The organism is Aeromonas sobria, assembly GCF_000820145.1.
Classification (GTDB): domain Bacteria; phylum Pseudomonadota; class Gammaproteobacteria; order Enterobacterales; family Aeromonadaceae; genus Aeromonas; species Aeromonas sobria.
Genome location: NZ_CDBW01000006.1, coordinates 314,760 through 333,087, shown reverse-complemented (window position 1 = coordinate 333,087; position 18,328 = coordinate 314,760). Strand labels below are relative to the sequence as shown.

Annotated in this window: 21 protein-coding genes; 3 read left to right on the top strand and 18 right to left on the bottom strand. The window is 56.6% G+C overall.

All coding sequences use genetic code 11. The annotated features are described in order from the left end of the window. Positions 1-7 precede the first annotated feature (7 nt). The 14 genes from rodZ to trmJ all read right to left on the bottom strand — a co-directional run bounded on the left by rodZ (position 8) and on the right by trmJ (position 12,669). Positions 8-949, bottom strand: a complete 942-nt coding sequence (rodZ, locus tag BN1135_RS04005; RefSeq protein WP_042019022.1) for a cytoskeleton protein RodZ — start codon at positions 947-949, stop codon at positions 8-10. After that, positions 939-1,730 carry a PilW family type IVa pilus biogenesis/stability lipoprotein TapF gene (gene tapF / locus BN1135_RS04000; protein WP_098969695.1) on the bottom strand — a complete coding sequence of 264 codons (792 nt, stop codon included), beginning with the start codon at positions 1,728-1,730 and terminating at the stop codon, positions 939-941. The genes rodZ and tapF overlap by 11 nt, the downstream gene beginning before the upstream one ends. A gap of 11 nt (positions 1,731-1,741) precedes the next feature. Next, positions 1,742-2,845: a dual-specificity RNA methyltransferase RlmN gene (locus tag BN1135_RS03995; protein ID WP_042019018.1), complete on the bottom strand. Its 1,104-nt coding sequence runs from the start codon at positions 2,843-2,845 to the stop codon at positions 1,742-1,744. A 178-nt stretch (positions 2,846-3,023) separates the two neighbouring features. Further along, positions 3,024-3,452 carry a nucleoside-diphosphate kinase gene (gene ndk, locus BN1135_RS03990; RefSeq protein WP_042019017.1) on the bottom strand — a complete coding sequence of 143 codons (429 nt, stop codon included), beginning with the start codon at positions 3,450-3,452 and terminating at the stop codon, positions 3,024-3,026. Positions 3,453-3,719: 267 nt separating this feature from the next. Beyond that, positions 3,720-5,003 (bottom strand): aminopeptidase PepB, encoded by a 1,284-nt coding sequence (gene pepB / locus BN1135_RS03985; RefSeq protein WP_042019016.1) that lies wholly within the window; start codon positions 5,001-5,003, stop codon positions 3,720-3,722. Continuing rightward, positions 5,000-6,304, bottom strand: a complete 1,305-nt coding sequence (gene pepB / locus BN1135_RS03980; RefSeq protein WP_042019014.1) for an aminopeptidase PepB — start codon at positions 6,302-6,304, stop codon at positions 5,000-5,002. The genes pepB (BN1135_RS03985) and pepB (BN1135_RS03980) overlap by 4 nt, the downstream gene beginning before the upstream one ends. Before the next feature lie 160 nt (positions 6,305-6,464). Next, on the bottom strand, positions 6,465-6,803 hold the full coding sequence (gene fdx / locus BN1135_RS03975) for an ISC system 2Fe-2S type ferredoxin (protein WP_042019013.1): 339 nt from the start codon (positions 6,801-6,803) through the stop codon (positions 6,465-6,467). A gap of 1 nt (position 6,804) precedes the next feature. Beyond that, positions 6,805-8,652: a Fe-S protein assembly chaperone HscA gene (gene hscA / locus BN1135_RS03970; RefSeq protein ID WP_042019012.1), complete on the bottom strand. Its 1,848-nt coding sequence runs from the start codon at positions 8,650-8,652 to the stop codon at positions 6,805-6,807. A 28-nt stretch (positions 8,653-8,680) separates the two neighbouring features. Next, a complete protein-coding gene (gene hscB / locus BN1135_RS03965; protein ID WP_042019011.1) occupies positions 8,681-9,199 on the bottom strand; it encodes a co-chaperone HscB in 519 nt (172 codons plus the stop codon). A gap of 114 nt (positions 9,200-9,313) precedes the next feature. After that, positions 9,314-9,637, bottom strand: a complete 324-nt coding sequence (gene iscA / locus BN1135_RS03960) for an iron-sulfur cluster assembly protein IscA (protein WP_042019010.1) — start codon at positions 9,635-9,637, stop codon at positions 9,314-9,316. A 15-nt stretch (positions 9,638-9,652) separates the two neighbouring features. Then, the gene (iscU, locus tag BN1135_RS03955) at positions 9,653-10,036 is read right to left on the bottom strand and encodes a Fe-S cluster assembly scaffold IscU (protein WP_005299770.1); all 384 of its coding nucleotides are present in this window, start codon (positions 10,034-10,036) and stop codon (positions 9,653-9,655) included. 42 nt (positions 10,037-10,078) lie between these two features. After that, a complete protein-coding gene (locus BN1135_RS03950; RefSeq protein ID WP_042019008.1) occupies positions 10,079-11,293 on the bottom strand; it encodes an IscS subfamily cysteine desulfurase in 1,215 nt (404 codons plus the stop codon). 57 nt (positions 11,294-11,350) lie between these two features. Continuing rightward, positions 11,351-11,854: a Fe-S cluster assembly transcriptional regulator IscR gene (gene iscR, locus BN1135_RS03945; RefSeq protein WP_042019006.1), complete on the bottom strand. Its 504-nt coding sequence runs from the start codon at positions 11,852-11,854 to the stop codon at positions 11,351-11,353. Positions 11,855-11,946: 92 nt separating this feature from the next. Further along, positions 11,947-12,669, bottom strand: a complete 723-nt coding sequence (gene trmJ, locus BN1135_RS03940) for a tRNA (cytosine(32)/uridine(32)-2'-O)-methyltransferase TrmJ (protein WP_042019005.1) — start codon at positions 12,667-12,669, stop codon at positions 11,947-11,949. Positions 12,670-12,855: 186 nt separating this feature from the next. On the opposite strand from trmJ, the gene BN1135_RS03935 reads away from it, so the two are divergent. Continuing rightward, positions 12,856-13,272: a hypothetical protein gene (locus BN1135_RS03935; RefSeq protein ID WP_042019004.1), complete on the top strand. Its 417-nt coding sequence runs from the start codon at positions 12,856-12,858 to the stop codon at positions 13,270-13,272. Here the strand turns inward: BN1135_RS03935 and ubiT are convergent. Continuing rightward, complete coding sequence (gene ubiT, locus BN1135_RS03930; RefSeq protein WP_042019003.1) at positions 13,225-13,758, bottom strand: ubiquinone anaerobic biosynthesis accessory factor UbiT; 534 nt, start codon at positions 13,756-13,758, stop codon at positions 13,225-13,227. The two genes, BN1135_RS03935 and ubiT, sit on opposite strands and share 48 nt — an antisense overlap. Positions 13,759-13,946: 188 nt before the next feature. On the opposite strand from ubiT, the gene ubiU reads away from it, so the two are divergent. Beyond that, positions 13,947-14,942 (top strand): ubiquinone anaerobic biosynthesis protein UbiU, encoded by a 996-nt coding sequence (gene ubiU, locus BN1135_RS03925; RefSeq protein WP_042019002.1) that lies wholly within the window; start codon positions 13,947-13,949, stop codon positions 14,940-14,942. 12 nt (positions 14,943-14,954) lie between these two features. Next, positions 14,955-15,827 carry a U32 family peptidase gene (locus tag BN1135_RS03920; RefSeq protein WP_042019001.1) on the top strand — a complete coding sequence of 291 codons (873 nt, stop codon included), beginning with the start codon at positions 14,955-14,957 and terminating at the stop codon, positions 15,825-15,827. A 62-nt stretch (positions 15,828-15,889) separates the two neighbouring features. Here BN1135_RS03920 and nlpI read toward each other — a convergent pair whose 3' ends face one another. From nlpI to secF, 3 genes are all read right to left on the bottom strand, one after another. Further along, a complete protein-coding gene (gene nlpI / locus BN1135_RS03915) occupies positions 15,890-16,834 on the bottom strand; it encodes a lipoprotein NlpI (RefSeq protein ID WP_280529033.1) in 945 nt (314 codons plus the stop codon). A gap of 90 nt (positions 16,835-16,924) precedes the next feature. Next, positions 16,925-17,293 carry a rhodanese-like domain-containing protein gene (locus tag BN1135_RS03910; RefSeq protein ID WP_042018997.1) on the bottom strand — a complete coding sequence of 123 codons (369 nt, stop codon included), beginning with the start codon at positions 17,291-17,293 and terminating at the stop codon, positions 16,925-16,927. A gap of 84 nt (positions 17,294-17,377) precedes the next feature. After that, entirely contained in the window at positions 17,378-18,325 is a 948-nt protein-coding gene (gene secF / locus BN1135_RS03905) for a protein translocase subunit SecF (RefSeq protein WP_042018996.1), read from the bottom strand. Positions 18,326-18,328 lie beyond the last annotated feature (3 nt).

Genomic DNA, 18,328 nt, shown 5'->3' with positions numbered 1-18,328 from the left:
AAACAGGTTACTCCTGCGGCAATGAGAAGCGAGCAGTACGGCCGTTGTTATAACGACTCATATCAAACGAAGTGCCCTTGTAGTCAAGCTTGACCGCCATCGGCGCACCAATGGTGAACTTGAGGGGCTCGGCACCTTCCAGCACCAACTCGTCATTGGCTTTTTTCAGACCGCTGAACAGTGTCTTGCCGTTGCCATCTTTCACATCCAGCCAGCAATCGGCGGTGAAGCTCATCTTGAGTTGTGGCGTCTTGGCTGACTCACCTTGAGCCGCCTCTGCTGTTGGTTCTACCACGGCACTCGGCACCGAGGTATCAGCCACGGCACCATTCACCGGAGCCACAGGGGCTGCAGCTTGAGTGCCAGTTGCCGCGGAGACAGGTGCAGCCACATCAGTGCCAACGGCAGCAGATGGCTCAGTCCCCTCAATAAGGACAGGGCTGATGATCTCGGGCTGCGGATCGGCTGCAGGCTCAGAGACGGTTGCGCTCATTTCGGTTGCGGCAAGGGCTTCGTCACCGGCAGAACGGCGGGCGGTACTCTGCCACCACCAGGCGACGGAGAGCGCAATCAACACCAGGATCACCAGCCAGGTCACCATCTTGAGCCGACTGTCATTGGCTTGCTGGCGGGAACGGCGGGAGAAACTTTGCATGTCGATATTATCAGGTGGCGTCAGACCCAGCTTGTCGTAAGCGGCAAGAATAGTCTCATCCGGGATCCCGACCAGCTTGGCATAGGAGCGCAAATAGCCGCGGATAAACGTATGGGAGGTGTTCTTGTCGTAAGTATCCGATTCAATAGCAGCAATCAGGGTCAGACGAAGGTGAATGCGGGATGCAACCTGTTCTCGTGTCCAGCCAAGCTGTTCACGGGCGTTGCGCAGCAATTGGCCTGGGCCTGCTGCCTGGGAGTCGTCTTGAAAATCGTGTGGCTGTTCAGTAGTCATTGGATAAATAACGCTTGGCTTGTTGCGAAGTGGGATATTGCCTTACCAGCTCAGTCCCGAATTGGTGAATTAATGCCGGTTTGTCCATCGCCTGTGCCAGCCGCAATCTCAACCAGAGACTGTCCTCGTTCTCGTCTGACGCATCGGCAAAACGAGCGAGGTAGGACTGCACATCAGGCAGCTTGCCATCTTTCATGGAAAGCTCGGCCAAGTCCAGCAATAACCTTGGGTTGCGGGGATTATACCCCAAGGCCAAGCGATAGTACTCGCTTGCTTTATCATTTCTGCGATTTTGCTGGGCGCAAAACGCTGCATTTTCATAGGTATCGGAGATTTTCACGTAGCCAGGCTGCTGCACCGCCTGATTAAAGGCCTTATCCGCCTCCTCATAACGGCCACGATCACACAAAAAGGCACCATAGTTGTTCATTGCGTCAGCATTGGACGGATCCATGGCAAGGGCATTCTTGTAATGATTTTCAGCGGCAATGAAATCCCCTACGGTTTGATAGAAGTAGGCGAAACCAATCTGGATTTGAGAGTTGGAGGGGTCATACTGGAGGGCGCGGTCAAGATTGAACTTGGCCTGCTCGGCATTGCCCTGACGCAGGTACTGGATCCCCAGGTCGAGGCGAGTTTGGGCAGCCGCCTTAAGGTCGGGACCCACTTCACGCTGGGTAGAATTCTGGCCAGCGTAAGTGGTCTCGGTCACACAGCCGGGCAGCGCGCAGAGCGCTGCCACTACGATCAATGTACGTGTATCCATTCCCTTTCTATACAATGGCTTAGCATTTAAACCATTTTGACGGAAATCCCATCCTGTTGCATCCGATTTTTGATAGTTCGCTTGGTACGGTCAATTACGTCCCCCACCAGCTGACCACATGCGGCGTCGATGTCGTCACCACGGGTCTTGCGCACAATCACGGTATAACCGTACTCCATCAGTACCTTGGAGAAGCGATCGATACGGCTGTTGCTCGGCTTGCCATAAGGATTGCCCGGGAAGGGATTGAACGGGATCAGGTTGATCTTGCTCGGCGTATCCTTGAGCACTTTGGCCAGTTCGTGGGCATGTTGCATGTCGTCATTGATATGATCGAGCAGCACATATTCCACGGTGACCCGGCCACCATTGGCATTGGACTTTTCGAGATAACGACGGACACCAGCGAGGAAATCCTCAATGTTGTACTTGTCGTTAATCGGCATGATCTCGGAGCGCAACTTGTCATTCGGCGCATGCAGGGAGATAGCCAATGCCACATCGATCTGGTCGCCCAGCATGTCCAGTGCCGGTACCACCCCTGAGGTCGAGATAGTCACACGACGCTTGGAGATACCATAACCGTAATCATCCATCATCAGACGCATGGCAGGCACCACGTTGGCGAGGTTGAGCAGCGGCTCGCCCATCCCCATCATCACCACGTTGGTGATGGGACGCTTGCCACCGACCACGCGGGCGGCACGCCATACCTGACCGATGATCTCGGACACTTTCAGGTTACGGTTAAAGCCTTGCTGGGCAGTGGAGCAGAACTTGCACGCCAGCGCACAGCCGACCTGAGAAGAAACACACAGGGTGGCCCGATCGCCTTCGGGAATGTAGACCGTCTCGACTTCCTGATCACCCACCTGCAAGGCCCACTTGATGGTGCCATCAGAAGAGCGCTGTTCCCGGCTGATCTCCGGCGCTTTGATCTCTGCCATCGCCTTGAGGCGATCCTTGAGCACCTTGTTGACGTTGGTCATCTGATCGAAATCATCACAACCGAAGTGATAGATCCACTTCATTATCTGATCTGCCCGGAATGGCTTCTCGCCCAGTTCGACGAAGAAGGCACGCATGGCATCCCGATCAAGATCCAGCAGGTTGATTTTTGTTTCGCTCATCAATGGCCTCAGTTCAAACACTTCATCAATTATTGGCTGACGATGTCAGGGGGCGGCATTGTACAAATAATGGGGCTGGCTTTCCACCTGGAGAATAGAGGGATATTGCGCAAAAAAGAGTGACGCCTGCAAAACAACAAAGGGAGCCGAGGCTCCCTTGCGTCTATCAAGCCACACCTCAGGCGCGGGTGTGGAGCTCTTCTTCGTTAAAGAAGTAGGCAATTTCACGCTGGGCAGAGGCAAAGCTGTCGGCACCGTGCACTGCGTTGCGATCGATGCTCTCGCCGTAGCAGGCGCGAAGAGTACCGGCCAGCGCTTGCTCGGGATTGGTCAGCCCCATCAGATCGCGATAACGCTGTACGGCATTTTCCCCTTCCAGCACCTGCACCATCACAGGGCCAGAGGTCATGAAGGTCACCAGCGCATCATAGAAAGGACGGCCTTGATGTTCAGCGTAGAAGCCGGCGGCCTGGTCACTGGTCAGACGCAGCATTTTGGCGGCGACGATAGTCAGCCCGGCACTTTCCATGCGGTGGTAGATCTCACCGATCAGGTTCTTGCTGACAGCATCCGGTTTGACGATAGAGAAGGTACGTTCGATGGCCATTGGTATCTTTCCTTAATTACAGGGTCTTATTGTTAGTATCCATGTTCGCTGGCGATTATACGTAAACAAAAAGCGGATAAACACACAAAAAAGCAACTTTTTATTAAACATAACCTCCTTGCAATCAACATCAGCACTCATCTTCGCTGAGCAGTGCGGGAAAATATGTGCGCTTGCGCACGATAGTCCTTTTAAGCTGCCAAAAAGACATCTTTTGCTCACTATTCGAACAACATGAAAAAGGCACCCGAAGGTGCCTTGTCTCGCTTATTTGGCTTCCGCCAGCAGGGCGCGCGCTATGGTGCGCATCCCCAGGGTATTGGCCCCCGGCGCCCACAAACTATCACCGTTATCGCTAAAGCAGGCGGCCAGATCGATATGCAGCCAGCCCATCCCTTCGTTGGCAACGAAACGGGAGAGGAAACCCGCCGCGTTGGAGGCGCCGCCTGGCCCGCCCCCCTTCACCGGACGGCTGTTGGCCGTGTCGGCATAATTGGAGGGGCACTGCTGACGGTGCCAGGGCTCCAGCGGCAGCGGCCAGGCAGGCTCCTGCTCGGCATCGGCATAGGTCATGGCACGGCTCACCAGCCCCTTGTCGAGGCCAAACAGGGCATTGTAGCGACCACCCAGCGCCATCACGGCGGCGCCGGTCAGGGTGGCGGCGTCGATGATCAGCGGTGCGCCGCTGTCACTGGCCAGTTGCAGGCCATCGGCCAGCACCAACCGCCCCTCGGCGTCGGTATTCACAATCTCCACCGTGGTGCCGTTCTTGTAAGTGAGGATATCCCCCAACTTGTAGGCATGGCCGGAGACCAGATTCTCGGCGCAGCAGAGGATCAACTTCACCCGCTTGTCGAGGCCGCGCAGCATGGCCAGCGCCAGCGCACCGGTCACAATTGCCGCGCCCCCCATGTCGCACTTCATGGTGAGCATCCCCTCGGAGCTCTTCATGGAGTAGCCGCCAGAGTCAAAGGTGATCCCCTTGCCCACCAGAGCTGCAGCTACCGGCGCTCTGGGATCGCGCGCCGGATTAAAATCCAGCTCAAGCAGCACTGGCTCGCGCTCACTGCCACGGCCCACCTGATAGAGGCCGACCCAGCCTGCCTGTTGCAGCGCTTCACCTTTCAAAATACGGTGACTCACCTTGTCTGGCGCCAGCTCGGTAATAAAAGCAGCGGCTTCGACCGCCAGCTCCAGCGGCCCCAATTGCTCTGGTGTGGCATTGGTCATCTCACGCACCCAGCGCCCACATAACCAACGCGCTTCCAGCTCTTCTCTGTCCTCTTCCGAGGACATGGCCCATTGCAATTGCACCTCCACCTTGGGGGTTTGTAACCCCTGGGCAAAGGCCCACTGCTGCTCGCGATCCCAATGCCCTGCAAGCGCTACTTTCTGGATCCCCTGCTGACAGAGGCGGCGCGCCGCCTGCTGAATATCGAGCAGTGGGGAAGCGGTGATCAGGTGGATCACCACACCGTCGGCACGGTATGAGAGCAGGGCCCCGTCCCCCCATTCCGCCGGGGCAAAATCACGACTTAACCAGACATTCATGCAGTTACCTCCTGTAACCAGCGCGCGATAGTACGCACGCCGTGGCCTTTAGCACCGGTAGCCCAAAGCTCGTTGCCCGACTTCTGATACGCCGCCGCCAGATCCAGGTGCACCCACCCCTTTCCTTCATTGGGCACAAAACGGGACAGGAAGGCGGCCGCAGTGGTGGCGCCGGCCGTGCCTTCGGCGGAAGCCACGTTACCCAGTTCGGCAAAGGCAGAGGTGAGCTGGCTGGCATGCCAGGGTTCCAGCGGCAGCGCCCACGCCTGCTCATTTTCGGCCTTGGCAGCGGCCAGCGCGCGCTGTTGTTCGGTCTCGTCGAGGGCAAACACTGCGTTGTAGTCGCGGCCCAACGCCATCTTGGCGGCGCCGGTCAGGGTCGCGGCATCCAGGATGTAGGTCGCGCCACTGTCGGAAGCGGCCATCAGACCATCGGCCAGCACCAAGCGGCCTTCCGCATCGGTATTCTGGATTTCAACCGAGATACCATTTTTGTAGGTAAGGATGTCACCCAGTTTGAAGGCATGGCCGGAGACCAGATTCTCGGCGCAACAGAGAATGAGCTTCACCCGCTTGTTCAGGCCACGGCTGATGGCCAGCGCCAGCGCGCCGGTGACCATGGCAGCGCCGCCCATATCGGACTTCATCGGCAGCATGTTGTCAGAGGACTTCATGGAGTAGCCACCGGAGTCGAAGGTGATGCCCTTGCCCACCAGGGCAGCGACCACTGGGGCGTTGCGATCCCCGGTCGGATTGTAATCGAGCTCCAGCAACACCGGCTCGCGCTCGCTGCCACGACCGACCGACCAGATCCCGATGTGGCCCGATTCGCGCAACGCTTCGCCGGCAGTGATACGGGCGGTCACCAGATCACCGGCCAGACCACGAATGAGCAGCAGGGCCGATTCCGCCAGACTCATGGGGTAGATCTCTTCCGGGCAGCCATTGGTGATGTCACGAGCCCAGCAGCTCGCCTTGATCAAGGCATCCAGCTCGCAGCTATCCGCCTCACTCTGCTGGCCAAAGTCCAGTTCACGCACTCCTTTAGCGGCATAAAAGCCCTGGGCGAAGGCAAAACGGCGTTCCAGATCCCAACCATCTCCGACCAGCTTGACCCGCTTGATCCCGGTGGACTCAAAGCGGCGGGCCGCACGCTGGATGGCGCGCAGTGCATCTTTTTCCTGACCAACCGACCCCAGATGGATGTCAGCTCTGTCACCATTAAAACTGAGTAGCGCACCCTCGCCCCAATGGGCGGCAGCAGCCTGGGTAGATAACGCTACGTTCATCATGTTAGCCATCGTGTTTGCTTCCTTTTTTACTGGCACGATTTATAAGCACTCTTCATAGGCAAAGAGGGAATAACGAATACAAAAAAGGCCGTGCCCTTTAAGGGGCACGGCCTTCACCATATCACTGAAGCACCACGGGATGCTGCACGTGCAATGCACTCATGGGTAATTAATGGCGTTCAGATGCAAGGTTCAGGGTGTACTTGGGCAGCTCGACCACCAGATCCTCGTCCTCAAGCCTGGCTTGGCAACTCAGCCGTGATTCCGGTTCCAGGCCCCACGCCTTGTCCAGCATGTCGTCTTCCAGCTCGTCGCTTGGCTCGAGAGAGTCAAATCCCTCCCGCACCACGCAATGACAGGTGGTGCAGGCACAGGACTTCTCGCAGGCATGTTCAATCTCGATCCCATTACGCAGCGCCACGTCGAGAATGGTCTCACCACGTTGCCCCTCAAGGGCGACACCATCCGGACAGAGTACAGGATGAGGAAGAATGATCAGTTTTGGCATATTACACCTTGTTGACGTTTTGTCCGGTCAGCACCTTGCGGATGGACGCATCCATCCGACGTGCTGCAAATTCACCACTGACAGCATCTGCCGCCTCAATGGCATCTTTGATTTGATTGGTGGTGCCCGTGCTGCGCATGATCAGCAGGTGGGCGATGGCGGCATCGATCTCGGCGCGCTCGGCAGCACTTAGCAGTGACTCACCATCGGCGGCCAAGGCAACGTTGAGGCTCAGGGCAACCCGATCAGCTTCTACCTGCTGCTCTGCCAGCATGCGGGCATCCATATCTTGCTGGGCGTGCTCAATGGACGCGCTCAACATGGTAAGAATGTCCTGCTCCGCCAGACCGTAAGATGGCTTGACCTGGATCTCGGCCTGCACGCCGGAGGATTTCTCCATGGCACTGACCGACAGCAAACCATCCGCATCCACCTGGAAAGTGACACGAATATGGGCCGCGCCCGCCACCATGGGTGGAATACCGGTCAGGGTAAAGCGGGCCAGTGAGCGGCAGTCGGCGACCAGCTCACGCTCTCCCTGCACCACATGGATAGCCATGGCAGTCTGACCATCCTTGAAGGTGGTGAACTCCTGGGCTCGGGCTACCGGAATAGTAGTGTTGCGCGGGATCACCTTCTCGGCGAGGCCACCCATGGTCTCTAGACCCAATGAGAGCGGGATCACATCCAGCAGCAGCATCTCGGCATCGGGCTTGTTGCCCACCAGAATGTCAGCCTGGATGGCGGCGCCGATGGCAACCACCTTGTCCGGATCAATGCTGGTCAGCGGCGTACGCTGGAAGAAATCCCCTACCAGTTCGCGCACCAAGGGCACCCGGGTGGAGCCACCGACCATCACCACTTCCAGCACTTCCACCTGCTCAAGATCCGCATCGCGCAGGGCGCGACGGCAAGCCAGCAGGGTGCGCTTCACCAGCGGTGTGATGAGTTGTTCAAACTGGCTGCGGGTCACGCTGCCCTGCCAGCCGGCGAAGGTGCAAGCCACCTGCTCGGCATCGGTCAGGCCGTGTTTGATCTGTGCCGCTACGTCCAGCAGCTCGCGCTGCAGATGAGCATCCAGATCGCCGGAGAGGCCAGCCTGCTCCTTGATCCAGTCAGCCAGCAGGTGATCGAAATCATCACCACCGAGGGCCGAATCGCCGCCAGTGGCCATCACTTCAAACACGCCGCGATGCAAACGAAGAATCGAAATATCGAAGGTGCCACCGCCCAGATCGTAAACGGCAATCACCCCTTCCTGACCCGAGTCGAGGCCATAGGCAATCGCTGCGGCGGTAGGTTCGTTGAGCAGCCGCAGCACGTGCAGACCGGCCAGACGGGCCGCATCCTTGGTGCCCTGACGCTGGGCATCATCGAAATAAGCAGGGACGGTAATGACCACGCCGTCGAGTTCACCACCCAGCGAGGCGGAGCCACGCTCGGCCAGTGTTTTCAAAATTTCGGCCGATACCTGTACCGGATTGACCAAGCCCTGGCAGGTTTGTAGCTGGGGCATACCGTTCTCGGCGGCCACAAACAGGTAAGGTTGCTGACGGGTGTCAATATCGGCCAGCGCCTTGCCCATCATCCGTTTGGCCGAGACGATAGTGTTGTGCGGATCAAGGGCAGCTTCGCGCTTGGCATCAATACCCACTCGAATAGCATCGGTCTGATAATGCACCACCGACGGGAGAAGATCGCGCCCTTGCTCATCGCAAAGGGTATCGGCGTGACCGCTGCGAACCGCAGCAACGAGAGAGTTGGTGGTGCCGAGATCGATGCCGACGGCACGTTTGTGCTGATGAGGTACAGCGCTCTGGCCGGGCTCGGCTATTTGCAGTAATGCCATGGGTAATCAAACTTCCAGCGTTAAAGGATCAAGACTCGAGGAGCGAGTCTTCGAATCGTTCCAGCTCTTCGAGGAGCTTGTCGACAAACTTGAGTTTGCGGACGCAGTCAGCCGCGCCCAAATCTTCGCCTGCGGCGAGATACGCGGTCAACTGCTGCATCAGCAGCTGATGATCATGCCTGATTTCAGAGCGAAAATCCTTGATGGCACGCTCAGGGTCAGCGTCGTCTTTCAAATCAGCCAGACGTTCACGCCACTCCAGTTGCTGCATCAGAAATGCGGTATCTTGCAGTGTTTGCTGCTCACCACGAATATCCGTACCGCGTAAGGAGAGCAGATATTCCGCACGGCGCAGCGGGGCTTTGAGAGTGGTGAACGCCTCGTTGATTTGAGCTGCATGCTGCACTGATGCCAGCTGCTCCCGCTCGGGGGCCGTGGCAAAACGATCGGGGTGGAAGCGGGTTTGCAGTTGTCGGTAGGTATCCGCTAACTGCCGGGTGTCTAGTTCGAAGCCTTCAACCAGCCCAAACAGCTCGAAATGGTTCATACAAACCTCTTGGCAACGGTCGTCATAACCACTCTCGATATAGCGGCAGAAATAGCACGGTTGAACTGGCGGTCAGATGCCAGTTCAACCGTCACATCCGTCAGGTCACCCCTGTCAGACATTAAAGCTCTCGCCGCAACCACATTCGCCTTTGGCATTGGGATTATTAAACTGGAAGCCCTCATTGAGGCCCTCCTTGACGAAATCCAGTTGAGTTCCGTCCAGGTGGATCAGACTCTTGGCATCGACAATAATTTTCACACCCTGCTGCTCGAATACCTGGTCTTCCTCGGCCAGCTCATCAACAAACTCGAGCACATAAGCCAAGCCAGAGCAGCCAGTGGTCTTAACGCCGAGGCGCAGGCCAATGCCCTTGCCCCGGTTAGTCAGAAAAGAAGACACCCGTGCCGCTGCGGCATCTGTCATGGTAATAGCCATACTGCTCTCCGGCGCTTAGAGACCTTTCTTCTGCTTGTAATCGGCGATAGCAGCCTTGATGGCATCCTCAGCCAGAATGGAGCAGTGGATCTTTACCGGTGGCAGTGCCAGCTCTTCGGCAATATCGGTGTTCTTGATGCCAGCCGCTTCGTCCAGGGTCTTGCCCTTGACCCATTCGGTCACCAGGGAGCTGGAGGCAATGGCGGAGCCACAGCCGTAAGTCTTGAACTTGGCATCTTCGATGATGCCATCGTCGCTGATCTTCAGCTGCAGCTTCATCACGTCGCCACAAGCCGGAGCACCAACCATGCCGGTTGCGATGCTGGGATCATTCTTGTCAAAACCACCGACGTTACGGGGATTTTCATAGTGGTCGATTACTTTTTCACTGTAAGCCATATCTCACTCCTGCTAATTCCGTTGTTCACTGACCCTGTTGGATCAGTGATGAGCCCACTCGACCGTGTTCAGATCGACGCCATCTTTATACATCTCCCACAGTGGAGACATCTCGCGCAGACGGCCAATGGAGTCACGAATAAGCTTGACTGCGTAATCAATCTCTTCTTCGGTGGTAAAGCGACCCATGCTGAAGCGAATGGAACTGTGTGCCAGCTCGTCATTAAGACCCAGCGCACGCAACACATAGGAAGGTTCCAGGCTGGCAGAGGTACAGGCTGAACCGGAAGAAACCGCCAGATCCTTCAGCGCCATGATCAGGGATTCCCCTTCCACATAGGCAAAGCTGACATTGAGGTTACCCGGCACACGCTGCTCCAGATCACCGTTGATATAGACAGCTTCAATATCTTTGATGCCATCCCACAGACGCTGACGCAGTGCCATGATATGCGGCGCTTCGTTGGCCATCTCTTCCTTGGCGATACGGAATGCTTCGCCCATGCCGACGATCTGATGAGTTGGCAACGTGCCAGAACGCATACCACGCTCGTGACCACCGCCATGCATCTGGGCTTCCAGACGAACACGGGGCTTGCGACGGACATACAGGGCACCGATCCCCTTGGGACCATATACCTTGTGCGCAGAGACGGAGAGCAGGTCGACTTTCAGTGCCTCGACGTCTACCGGGATTTTACCCACGCTCTGGACTGCGTCCACGTGCAGCAAGATCTTGCGGGAGCGACAAAGCTCACCGATGGCAGCGATGTCTTGCACCACGCCAATCTCGTTGTTGACATGCATGATGCTCACCAGAATGGTGTCATTACGCAAAGCCGCATTGATTTGTTCGATGGTAAACAGACCGTTTGGCATCGGTTCAAGGTAGGTCACCTCGTACCCTTCACGCTCCAGCTGGCGGCAAGTATCAAGCACGGCCTTATGTTCGGTCTTGGAGGTGATGATGTGCTTGCCTTTGCCGGCGTAAAAATGTGCAACGCCCTTGATGGCCAGGTTGTTGGATTCAGTAGCACCTGAGGTAAACACGATTTCGCGCGGGTCTGCACCGATCAGCTCTGCCACTTGATTACGGGCCAGATCAACCGCTTCTTCGGCTTGCCAGCCAAAGCGGTGGGAACGGGAAGCCGGATTGCCGAACAGGCCATCCATGGTGAGACACTGCATCATTTTTTCTGCGACACGCGGGTCCACCGGACAGGTTGCCGAATAATCAAGGTAAATAGGCAGTTTCATGTATTTCTCCGTTACAGCCTTGTTCGCACATCGAACGACTGTGGAAAGCACGTTTGTTTATAGTTGGACTTTCAAGCTCACATTGCCGCGTTCTGTCCGTTCAACCAGGGACAACGCAGTTTTCATCTGTTCATCTTGCTTGCCGGCAATCCGGCGTACATCTGCCTGGCGAACCAGTTCTGCCAGGGTGATATCGCCGAGAAAACTGGAAATTCGCTCACTGAGATCACGCCACAAAGAGTGGGTCAGACACTGGGTGCCGCCATGGCAGCCACCCTTACCGAGACACTTGGTGGCATCAACCGACTCATCGACTGCGGTGATCACCTGGCCAACAGATATCTCGTCGGGAGCCAGTCCCAAGCGATAACCACCACCCGGACCACGTACGCTGCTCACCAAGCCATGCTTGCGCAGGCGGGCAAACAGCTGTTCGAGGTAGGACAAGGAGATGCCCTGACGCTCGGAAATATCGGCAAGGGGTACAGGCCCCTGCTCTGCATGCAGTGCCACGTCGAGCATGGCGGTTACAGCGTAACGTCCTTTAGAAGTCAGTCTCATGAGCCTTACCGTCTTGCGAAGCAATTTGATGTGGCACATGGTCACATACCCGACAAAAACAGTCAAGTATTATGGTTGAGTAAAATAGTCGGTTAATCCGGTGTTTTCACTTTCTGAACCGAGGTCAAAATGCCGCGCAAGATATTGAGTTCAGATGCTTCCGGTCGTGCACGATTGAACAGCCGGCGCAATTTGCTCATCACATGACCCGGGTGATCATCGGCAATGAAACCGGTCTTTAGCAGTGTTTGTTCCAGGTGCTGATAAAACCCTTCCAGTTGGGCAGTACTCGGATAGGCCATCTCCTCTTCGGGTTCGACCGCCTGCTCTTGCAGCCAGTGCACCCGTATTTCGTAACAGAGGGTCTGGACCGCCATGGCCAGATTGAGGGAGCTGTATTCCGGATTGGCCGGGATAGCCACATGGTAGTGGCACTTTTGCAGCTCATCATTGGTGAGACCGGTACGTTCGCGACCAAATACCAGCGCGACCGGATGCGTCATCCCCTCAAGCACCAACTTCTCGCCCGCTTCACGAGGATCGAGCATCGGCCAGCTCAGGGTTCGGGAACGCGCACTGGTGCCAATGACCAGACCACAGTCAGCAATCGCTTCATCGAGCGTCGACACAATGCGCGCATTAGCAAGTACATCGCTGGCCCCTGCCGCCAGGGCGAAGGCATTGTCATCCGGCAAAGCTTGTGGATCAACCAGCACTATCTGAGTCAGCCCCATGGTCTTCATGGCCCGCGCCGCAGACCCCATGTTGCCGGGATGGGAAGTGTTTACCAAAATAATACGAATTTGATCCAGCATGCCCTGTCAATCTACAGTCAAAAATGGCGCGTAATAGTAACATAACCAATCGCTATTTTGGCACCGTAAAAGGTGCGCCATTTCAGAACAAAAGCGGCGATTTGTATAACAAACAAGCATGAGGCAATCGAGGTGGGACACTAAACTTGAAGGATACCTGTTCTATGAGATCGGAGAAATCAAGCCATGCTCCCTCCATTTATCTACGAGAGATTACCCAGCCTCTATCTGCTGGCAGCCGTTGCCCTGATTATGCTCAATGAGCAACGACTACTCTGGTTTGCTGGCGCCCTGCTATTTATCGTGGGCGCAGTGACCTGGATGATGCGTTCCAGCTATCGTCGTACCGATCTCATCATCTTTCCTGCGAAACGCTGGCTGCAACCCGAGTGGCTTTATGAAGCCCAGCCCTTTGTGTTGCTTGCGCTGGGGTTGGTCATATCGCAACTGGCTGCCCCGATAGCGCTCGCAGCGTTTGTGCCCTGCTTGTGGGCATGTCGTTGCCTCTGGGCACGGCACCGTTATCGCCACCATGCCCATGTGGTAAGCAATCACTTAAAGCGGGAGCCGGCTCGGCGCCGCATGCACCGGAGCCTGCGCTGACTCGGCGCGGGCGCGATCGATAAAGGTCGCCAAGTCCATCAGGGGATACTTCATCAGGCTCGGCAAGCCATCGAGATCTAGACTGTCCATCAGGTTTTTTACCTCCAGACCCAGCTCGGTATCCCCTTCAATCTTCAGCTTGCGCTGAAAAAATAGCGAATCAGGATCCTCTTTACGACCGGCAATCAGGATCAGATCGTTGACCGTACCGCTGAAACAGACATCCGCCTTGGCACACTCGCGAGCCACCACCAGCTGACCATTCTGCTCACTGATAAACCAGCACAGCTCCAGATCAGAGACTTCTACTTTCAGCCACTTATCTGCCAGAAACTCGAAATCGCCATCTTCGATGGCCTCCTTGAATACCCGGGCCAACAGGCTCTCCATCAACTGTTTTTGCAGATTGAAGGGGACCAGCTTGAGGGGATGGCGCAAGAAGCGCGGAGCCTGTTCGACCAGGCGATGTTGCAGTTGTTGAAACACAATAGACTCCCTTTTTTCGCATTCAAACACAGGGCCACTGCAAAGATCCTGTTGGAAATCAAACTTATGCAGGGTTACCTCAAGATGGACAAAGCCACACAAAGCTGCCTCAGGTCAAAAAGCGGGAGTGCATGCCTGCATACAATCAGGGCTCGTTTGCCCTTCATATGCACTCTCGGAGCGTACCAATGGAATTACTCTGTCCGGCAGGCAGTTTGCCGGCACTGAAAACCGCCGTGGATAACGGGGCCGATGCGGTTTACATCGGCTTCAAGGATGACACCAATGCCCGCCACTTTGCCGGTCTCAACTTTACCGACAGCAAACTGGAAAAGGCGGTGGATTATGTGCATCAACATGGTCGCAAACTGCATATTGCTATTAATACCTTCGCCCACCCGGGGGCCGATACCAGATGGAAACAGGCTGTTGATCGCGGGGTGGCCCTCGGCGCCGATGCGCTGATCATCGCCGATCTGGCGGTGCTGGAATATGCCAGCAGCCACTATCCGGAGATGGAGCTCCATGTCTCGGTACAAGCCAGTGCCACCAATGCCGCCGCCATTCGCTTCTATCAGCAGCAATTCAATGTCAAACGGGTAGTGCTGCCGCGGGTGCTCTCCATGCATCAGGTCAAACAGCTGGCCCGCGAAACCGATGTGGGCCTGGAGGTCTTTGCCTTTGGCAGCCTCTGCATCATGGCCGAGGGGCGCTGCTATCTCTCCTCCTACATGACTGGCGAGAGCCCCAACACCGTCGGCGCCTGCTCACCGGCCAAGTTCGTGCGCTGGGAAGAGACCCCGAGCGGCCTCGAGTCACGACTCAACGAAGTGCTGATCGACCGCTATGGCCCCGGTGAAAACGCCGGCTATCCGACCCTGTGCAAGGGACGCTTCGAGGTGGATGGCCAGACCTACCACGCACTGGAAGAGCCGACCAGCCTCAACACCCTTGGTCTGTTGCCGGAGCTGTTCCAGACTGGGGTCCAGTCGGTCAAGATCGAAGGACGCCAGCGCAGCCCCGCCTATGTGGAGCAGGTGACCCGGGTCTGGCGTGCGGCCATCGATGCCTATCAAGCCAATCCCGAGGCCTATCAGGTCAAGCCTGAGTGGGATGCCCAGCTCGCCCGCGTCTCCGAAGGTAGCCAGACCACCCTCGGCGCCTATCATCGTCAGTGGCAATAAGGAGCCCACAGCATGCAATTTTCTCTCGGGCCTGTGCTCTTTTACTGGCCCAAAGCGGATACCGACGCTTTTTACCATGCCGCGGCCAACAGCCAGGCCGACATCATCTATCTGGGGGAGACCGTCTGCAGCAAGCGGCGTGAACTCAAAGTCGATGACTGGATTGCACTGGCCCGTCAGGTAGCCAGCTCCGGCAAGCAGGTGGTGCTCTCTACCCTCGCCCTCATCTCTGCCCCCTCCGAGCTTAAAGAGGTGAAGCGGCTGGTCGATAATGGCGATCTGATGGTCGAAGCCAACGATCTCGGTACGGTGCAACTCGCCTGGGAAGCGGGGATCCCGTTTGTCTGCGGCCCTGCCATCAACGCCTACAACGCCGATGTGCTGCGAATGCTGCTCAAACAGGGGATGAAACGCTGGGTGATGCCGGTGGAGCTCTCCCGTGACTGGCTGATCCAGCTCAATCAGGATCTGGGCCCACTGCGCGACCGGTTCGAGGTGGAGGTGTTTGCCTACGGCCATCTGCCGCTCGCCTACTCGGCGCGCTGCTTCACCGCCCGCTCCCTCGACAAGCCAAAAGACAACTGTGAACTCGCCTGTATCCACTATCCGACCGGACGACTGGCCAACAGCCGCGAAGGGCAGCGAGTGTTCAACCTCAACGGGATCCAGACCCAGTCTGGTTACTGCTATAACCTCGGGAACGAGCTGGCAGGCATGGAGGGTCTGGTGGATGTAGTCAGGCTCTCGCCGCAAGGGATGGAGACGCTGGAGATGCTGGCCCGCTTCAAAGCGAACCAACAGGGCCAGGTCCCCCTGCCCCTGCAGCAAGGGAGCGACTGCAACGGCTACTGGCGCCAGATCCCCGGCATGAGCCTGGTGGAATAAGCCCGCCATTCGCCCAACAAAAAGGCCTCATCGCGAGGCCTTTTTAACAGCTGTCGTGTGGATCAGGAGGGCTTATCGCTCTTGCTGCGGGCACTCTGAGCACCCGGTGGCAAGGGTTTACGCGCCATCAGCTCCAGCTCCAGCAACGCATAGCGGTGCTCGATAAAGTCATAGACATTGTTGGAAAGCGCCAACTTGAAGTAGCTAATGGCTTCCTTGCGGTTGCCTCTGGCCAACTCGAACTTGCCCAGATAGAAGTAGGTTTCACACAAGCGCTCGGCGAGCTCCCGGTTATCCTTAACCCCTTTCACTACATTTCCCATCAACTGGGAGGCATTGATCTCGCCGATATAGAGGCGAACCAGATCCCAGTTCCAGGCATCGTCATCGTATTTGTTAAGCCGTTCGCGCATCCGGCTCATGGCCGCAGGGGCGTCGAGTTTTTGCTCGGCCAGATAGAGCCAAATCACCCGATAGGGGTCTTCTGGCTGCGCTTCATAGAAGCGCTTCATGTCCGCGCTGGCAAGCTCGGGACGGTTACCATAATAGAGCGCTATACCACGATTGAGATAGGCATAGTCATAATCAGGTGCCAGCTCGAGGGCAGAGTCGAACGCCTCATAGGCTTCGTCATAATTTTGCTGCTGTACCAGATAAACGCCGATGAAGTTATAGGCTTCGGCAAAATCCGGTTTTTCACGCAGGGCTCGGTTAAAGTCGAGCCGCGCGAGGGAACGAAGGCCAACCCGGTCAAATACCACTGCCCGTTCATAGAACAGCTCGGCCCGTTGCTCGGTGGTCAATTCCATTTCACCGAGCATCTGCCCGAGTCGCGCCAGCGCCAACTCACTTTGGTAGGAGACCTGCAGGGGGGTCGCCAAAACCAGTGAAGCAGGCTGCTGCTTGGGAACCTTGGGGGTGTTAACTTGACTGCTACTGCTGCAACCCCACATGGGGAGCAACAACAGGATACCAAGGAGGTATCCAATCCCTTTCCTGACGTTCAATGAACACTCCGACGCTTACGCTTGACCCCGCATATGGTAAAGGTCAACTGCCACTTTGTCATGTAGCTGTGTCCCTCTGCCTCAAATAAATCAGGATTCGACAGGGTATCCGGCTTCCAGCCAACCCCGAAAACCACCATCTACGCTGACTAGCCGGCGATAACCCATCTGTTGCAGATTATCCGCCGCCAGAATGGAGCGAAAACCACCACCACAATAGAGGTAGAGTTCGGTCTCGGGATCAGGGAAACGGGTCTCGATATCCCGCTCAATCACCCCACGCCCGAGGTAAAGGGCGTTTGGCAAATGCCCCTTGGCCCACTCGCTCTCTTCTCTCACATCGATCAGATGAAAAGTGCGCCCTTCATCCTGCCAGCGCTTGATCTGGTGAACGTCAGTCTCGGTAACGCGGGAGCGGATCCCGTCAACCAGCGCCAAAAAACGGGGATTGTGTTGCATCATAAACTCCTGTTGCTTGGAACCTCTGCATCCGCAAGCGGCATACGGAGATAAGAAAAGAGCGCCTTACGGCGCCCTTCACTGTTACGGCAGGATTTCCTGTTGTTCCGCACCCTCTTTCTCTACCTGGGTTGGCAGCATGTGCTCGCGCTTGACGCCGAGGAACATGGCAAATGCACTCGCCACATAGATGGAGGAGTAGGTACCGAACGCCACACCGATCACCATGGCCACGGCAAAACCGTGTATCAGCGCACCGCCCTTGAGCAGCAGCGCCAGCACCACCACAAAGGTGAGGCCGGAGGTAATGATGGTACGACTCAGGGTCTCGGTCATGGAGAGATCCAGAATGTACTCGGTATCCCCTTTACGCACCTTGCGGAAGTTCTCCCGCAAGCGGTCGAACACCACTATGGTATCGTTCAGGGAGTAACCCACCAGGGTCATCAGCGCCGCCAGTACGGTCAGGTCGAACTCGTACTGGAAGTAAGCGAACACGCCCAGGGTGATCACCACGTCGTGCACCAGAGAGAGAATGCCCCCCAACGCCAGACGCCATTCGAAACGCACCGCCACATAAGCCATGATGCAAAGGATGGAGGCTAGCATCGCCAGCGCACCGTCTGTTGCCAGTTCATCACCCACAGAAGGGCCGACAAACTCAACCCGTTTCAGCACTGCGCCCTCGTCGAGCAACTTGGCTGCCGCCAGCACTTCGTTACCCTGTTGTTCTACCTTAACCCCCTCTTTCGGGGTCAGGCGGAACAATACGTCACGGCTGGAGCCAAAGTGTTGCAGGGTTGCCCCTTCAATCTTCTGCTCTTCCAGTGCGTCGTGGACCTTGTCCAGGCTCACCGACTGCTGGAACCCCACCTCGATGGTAGTACCACCGGTAAAGTCCAGACCCCAGTTCAAACCCCGATCAAACAGGAAGAACAGGGCAATCACCATCAGCACGGAAGAGAAAACCACACCCGGCTTGGCATAGCGCATAAACGGGATCGGTTTTTCAAAATGTAGAATCTGAAACATTTC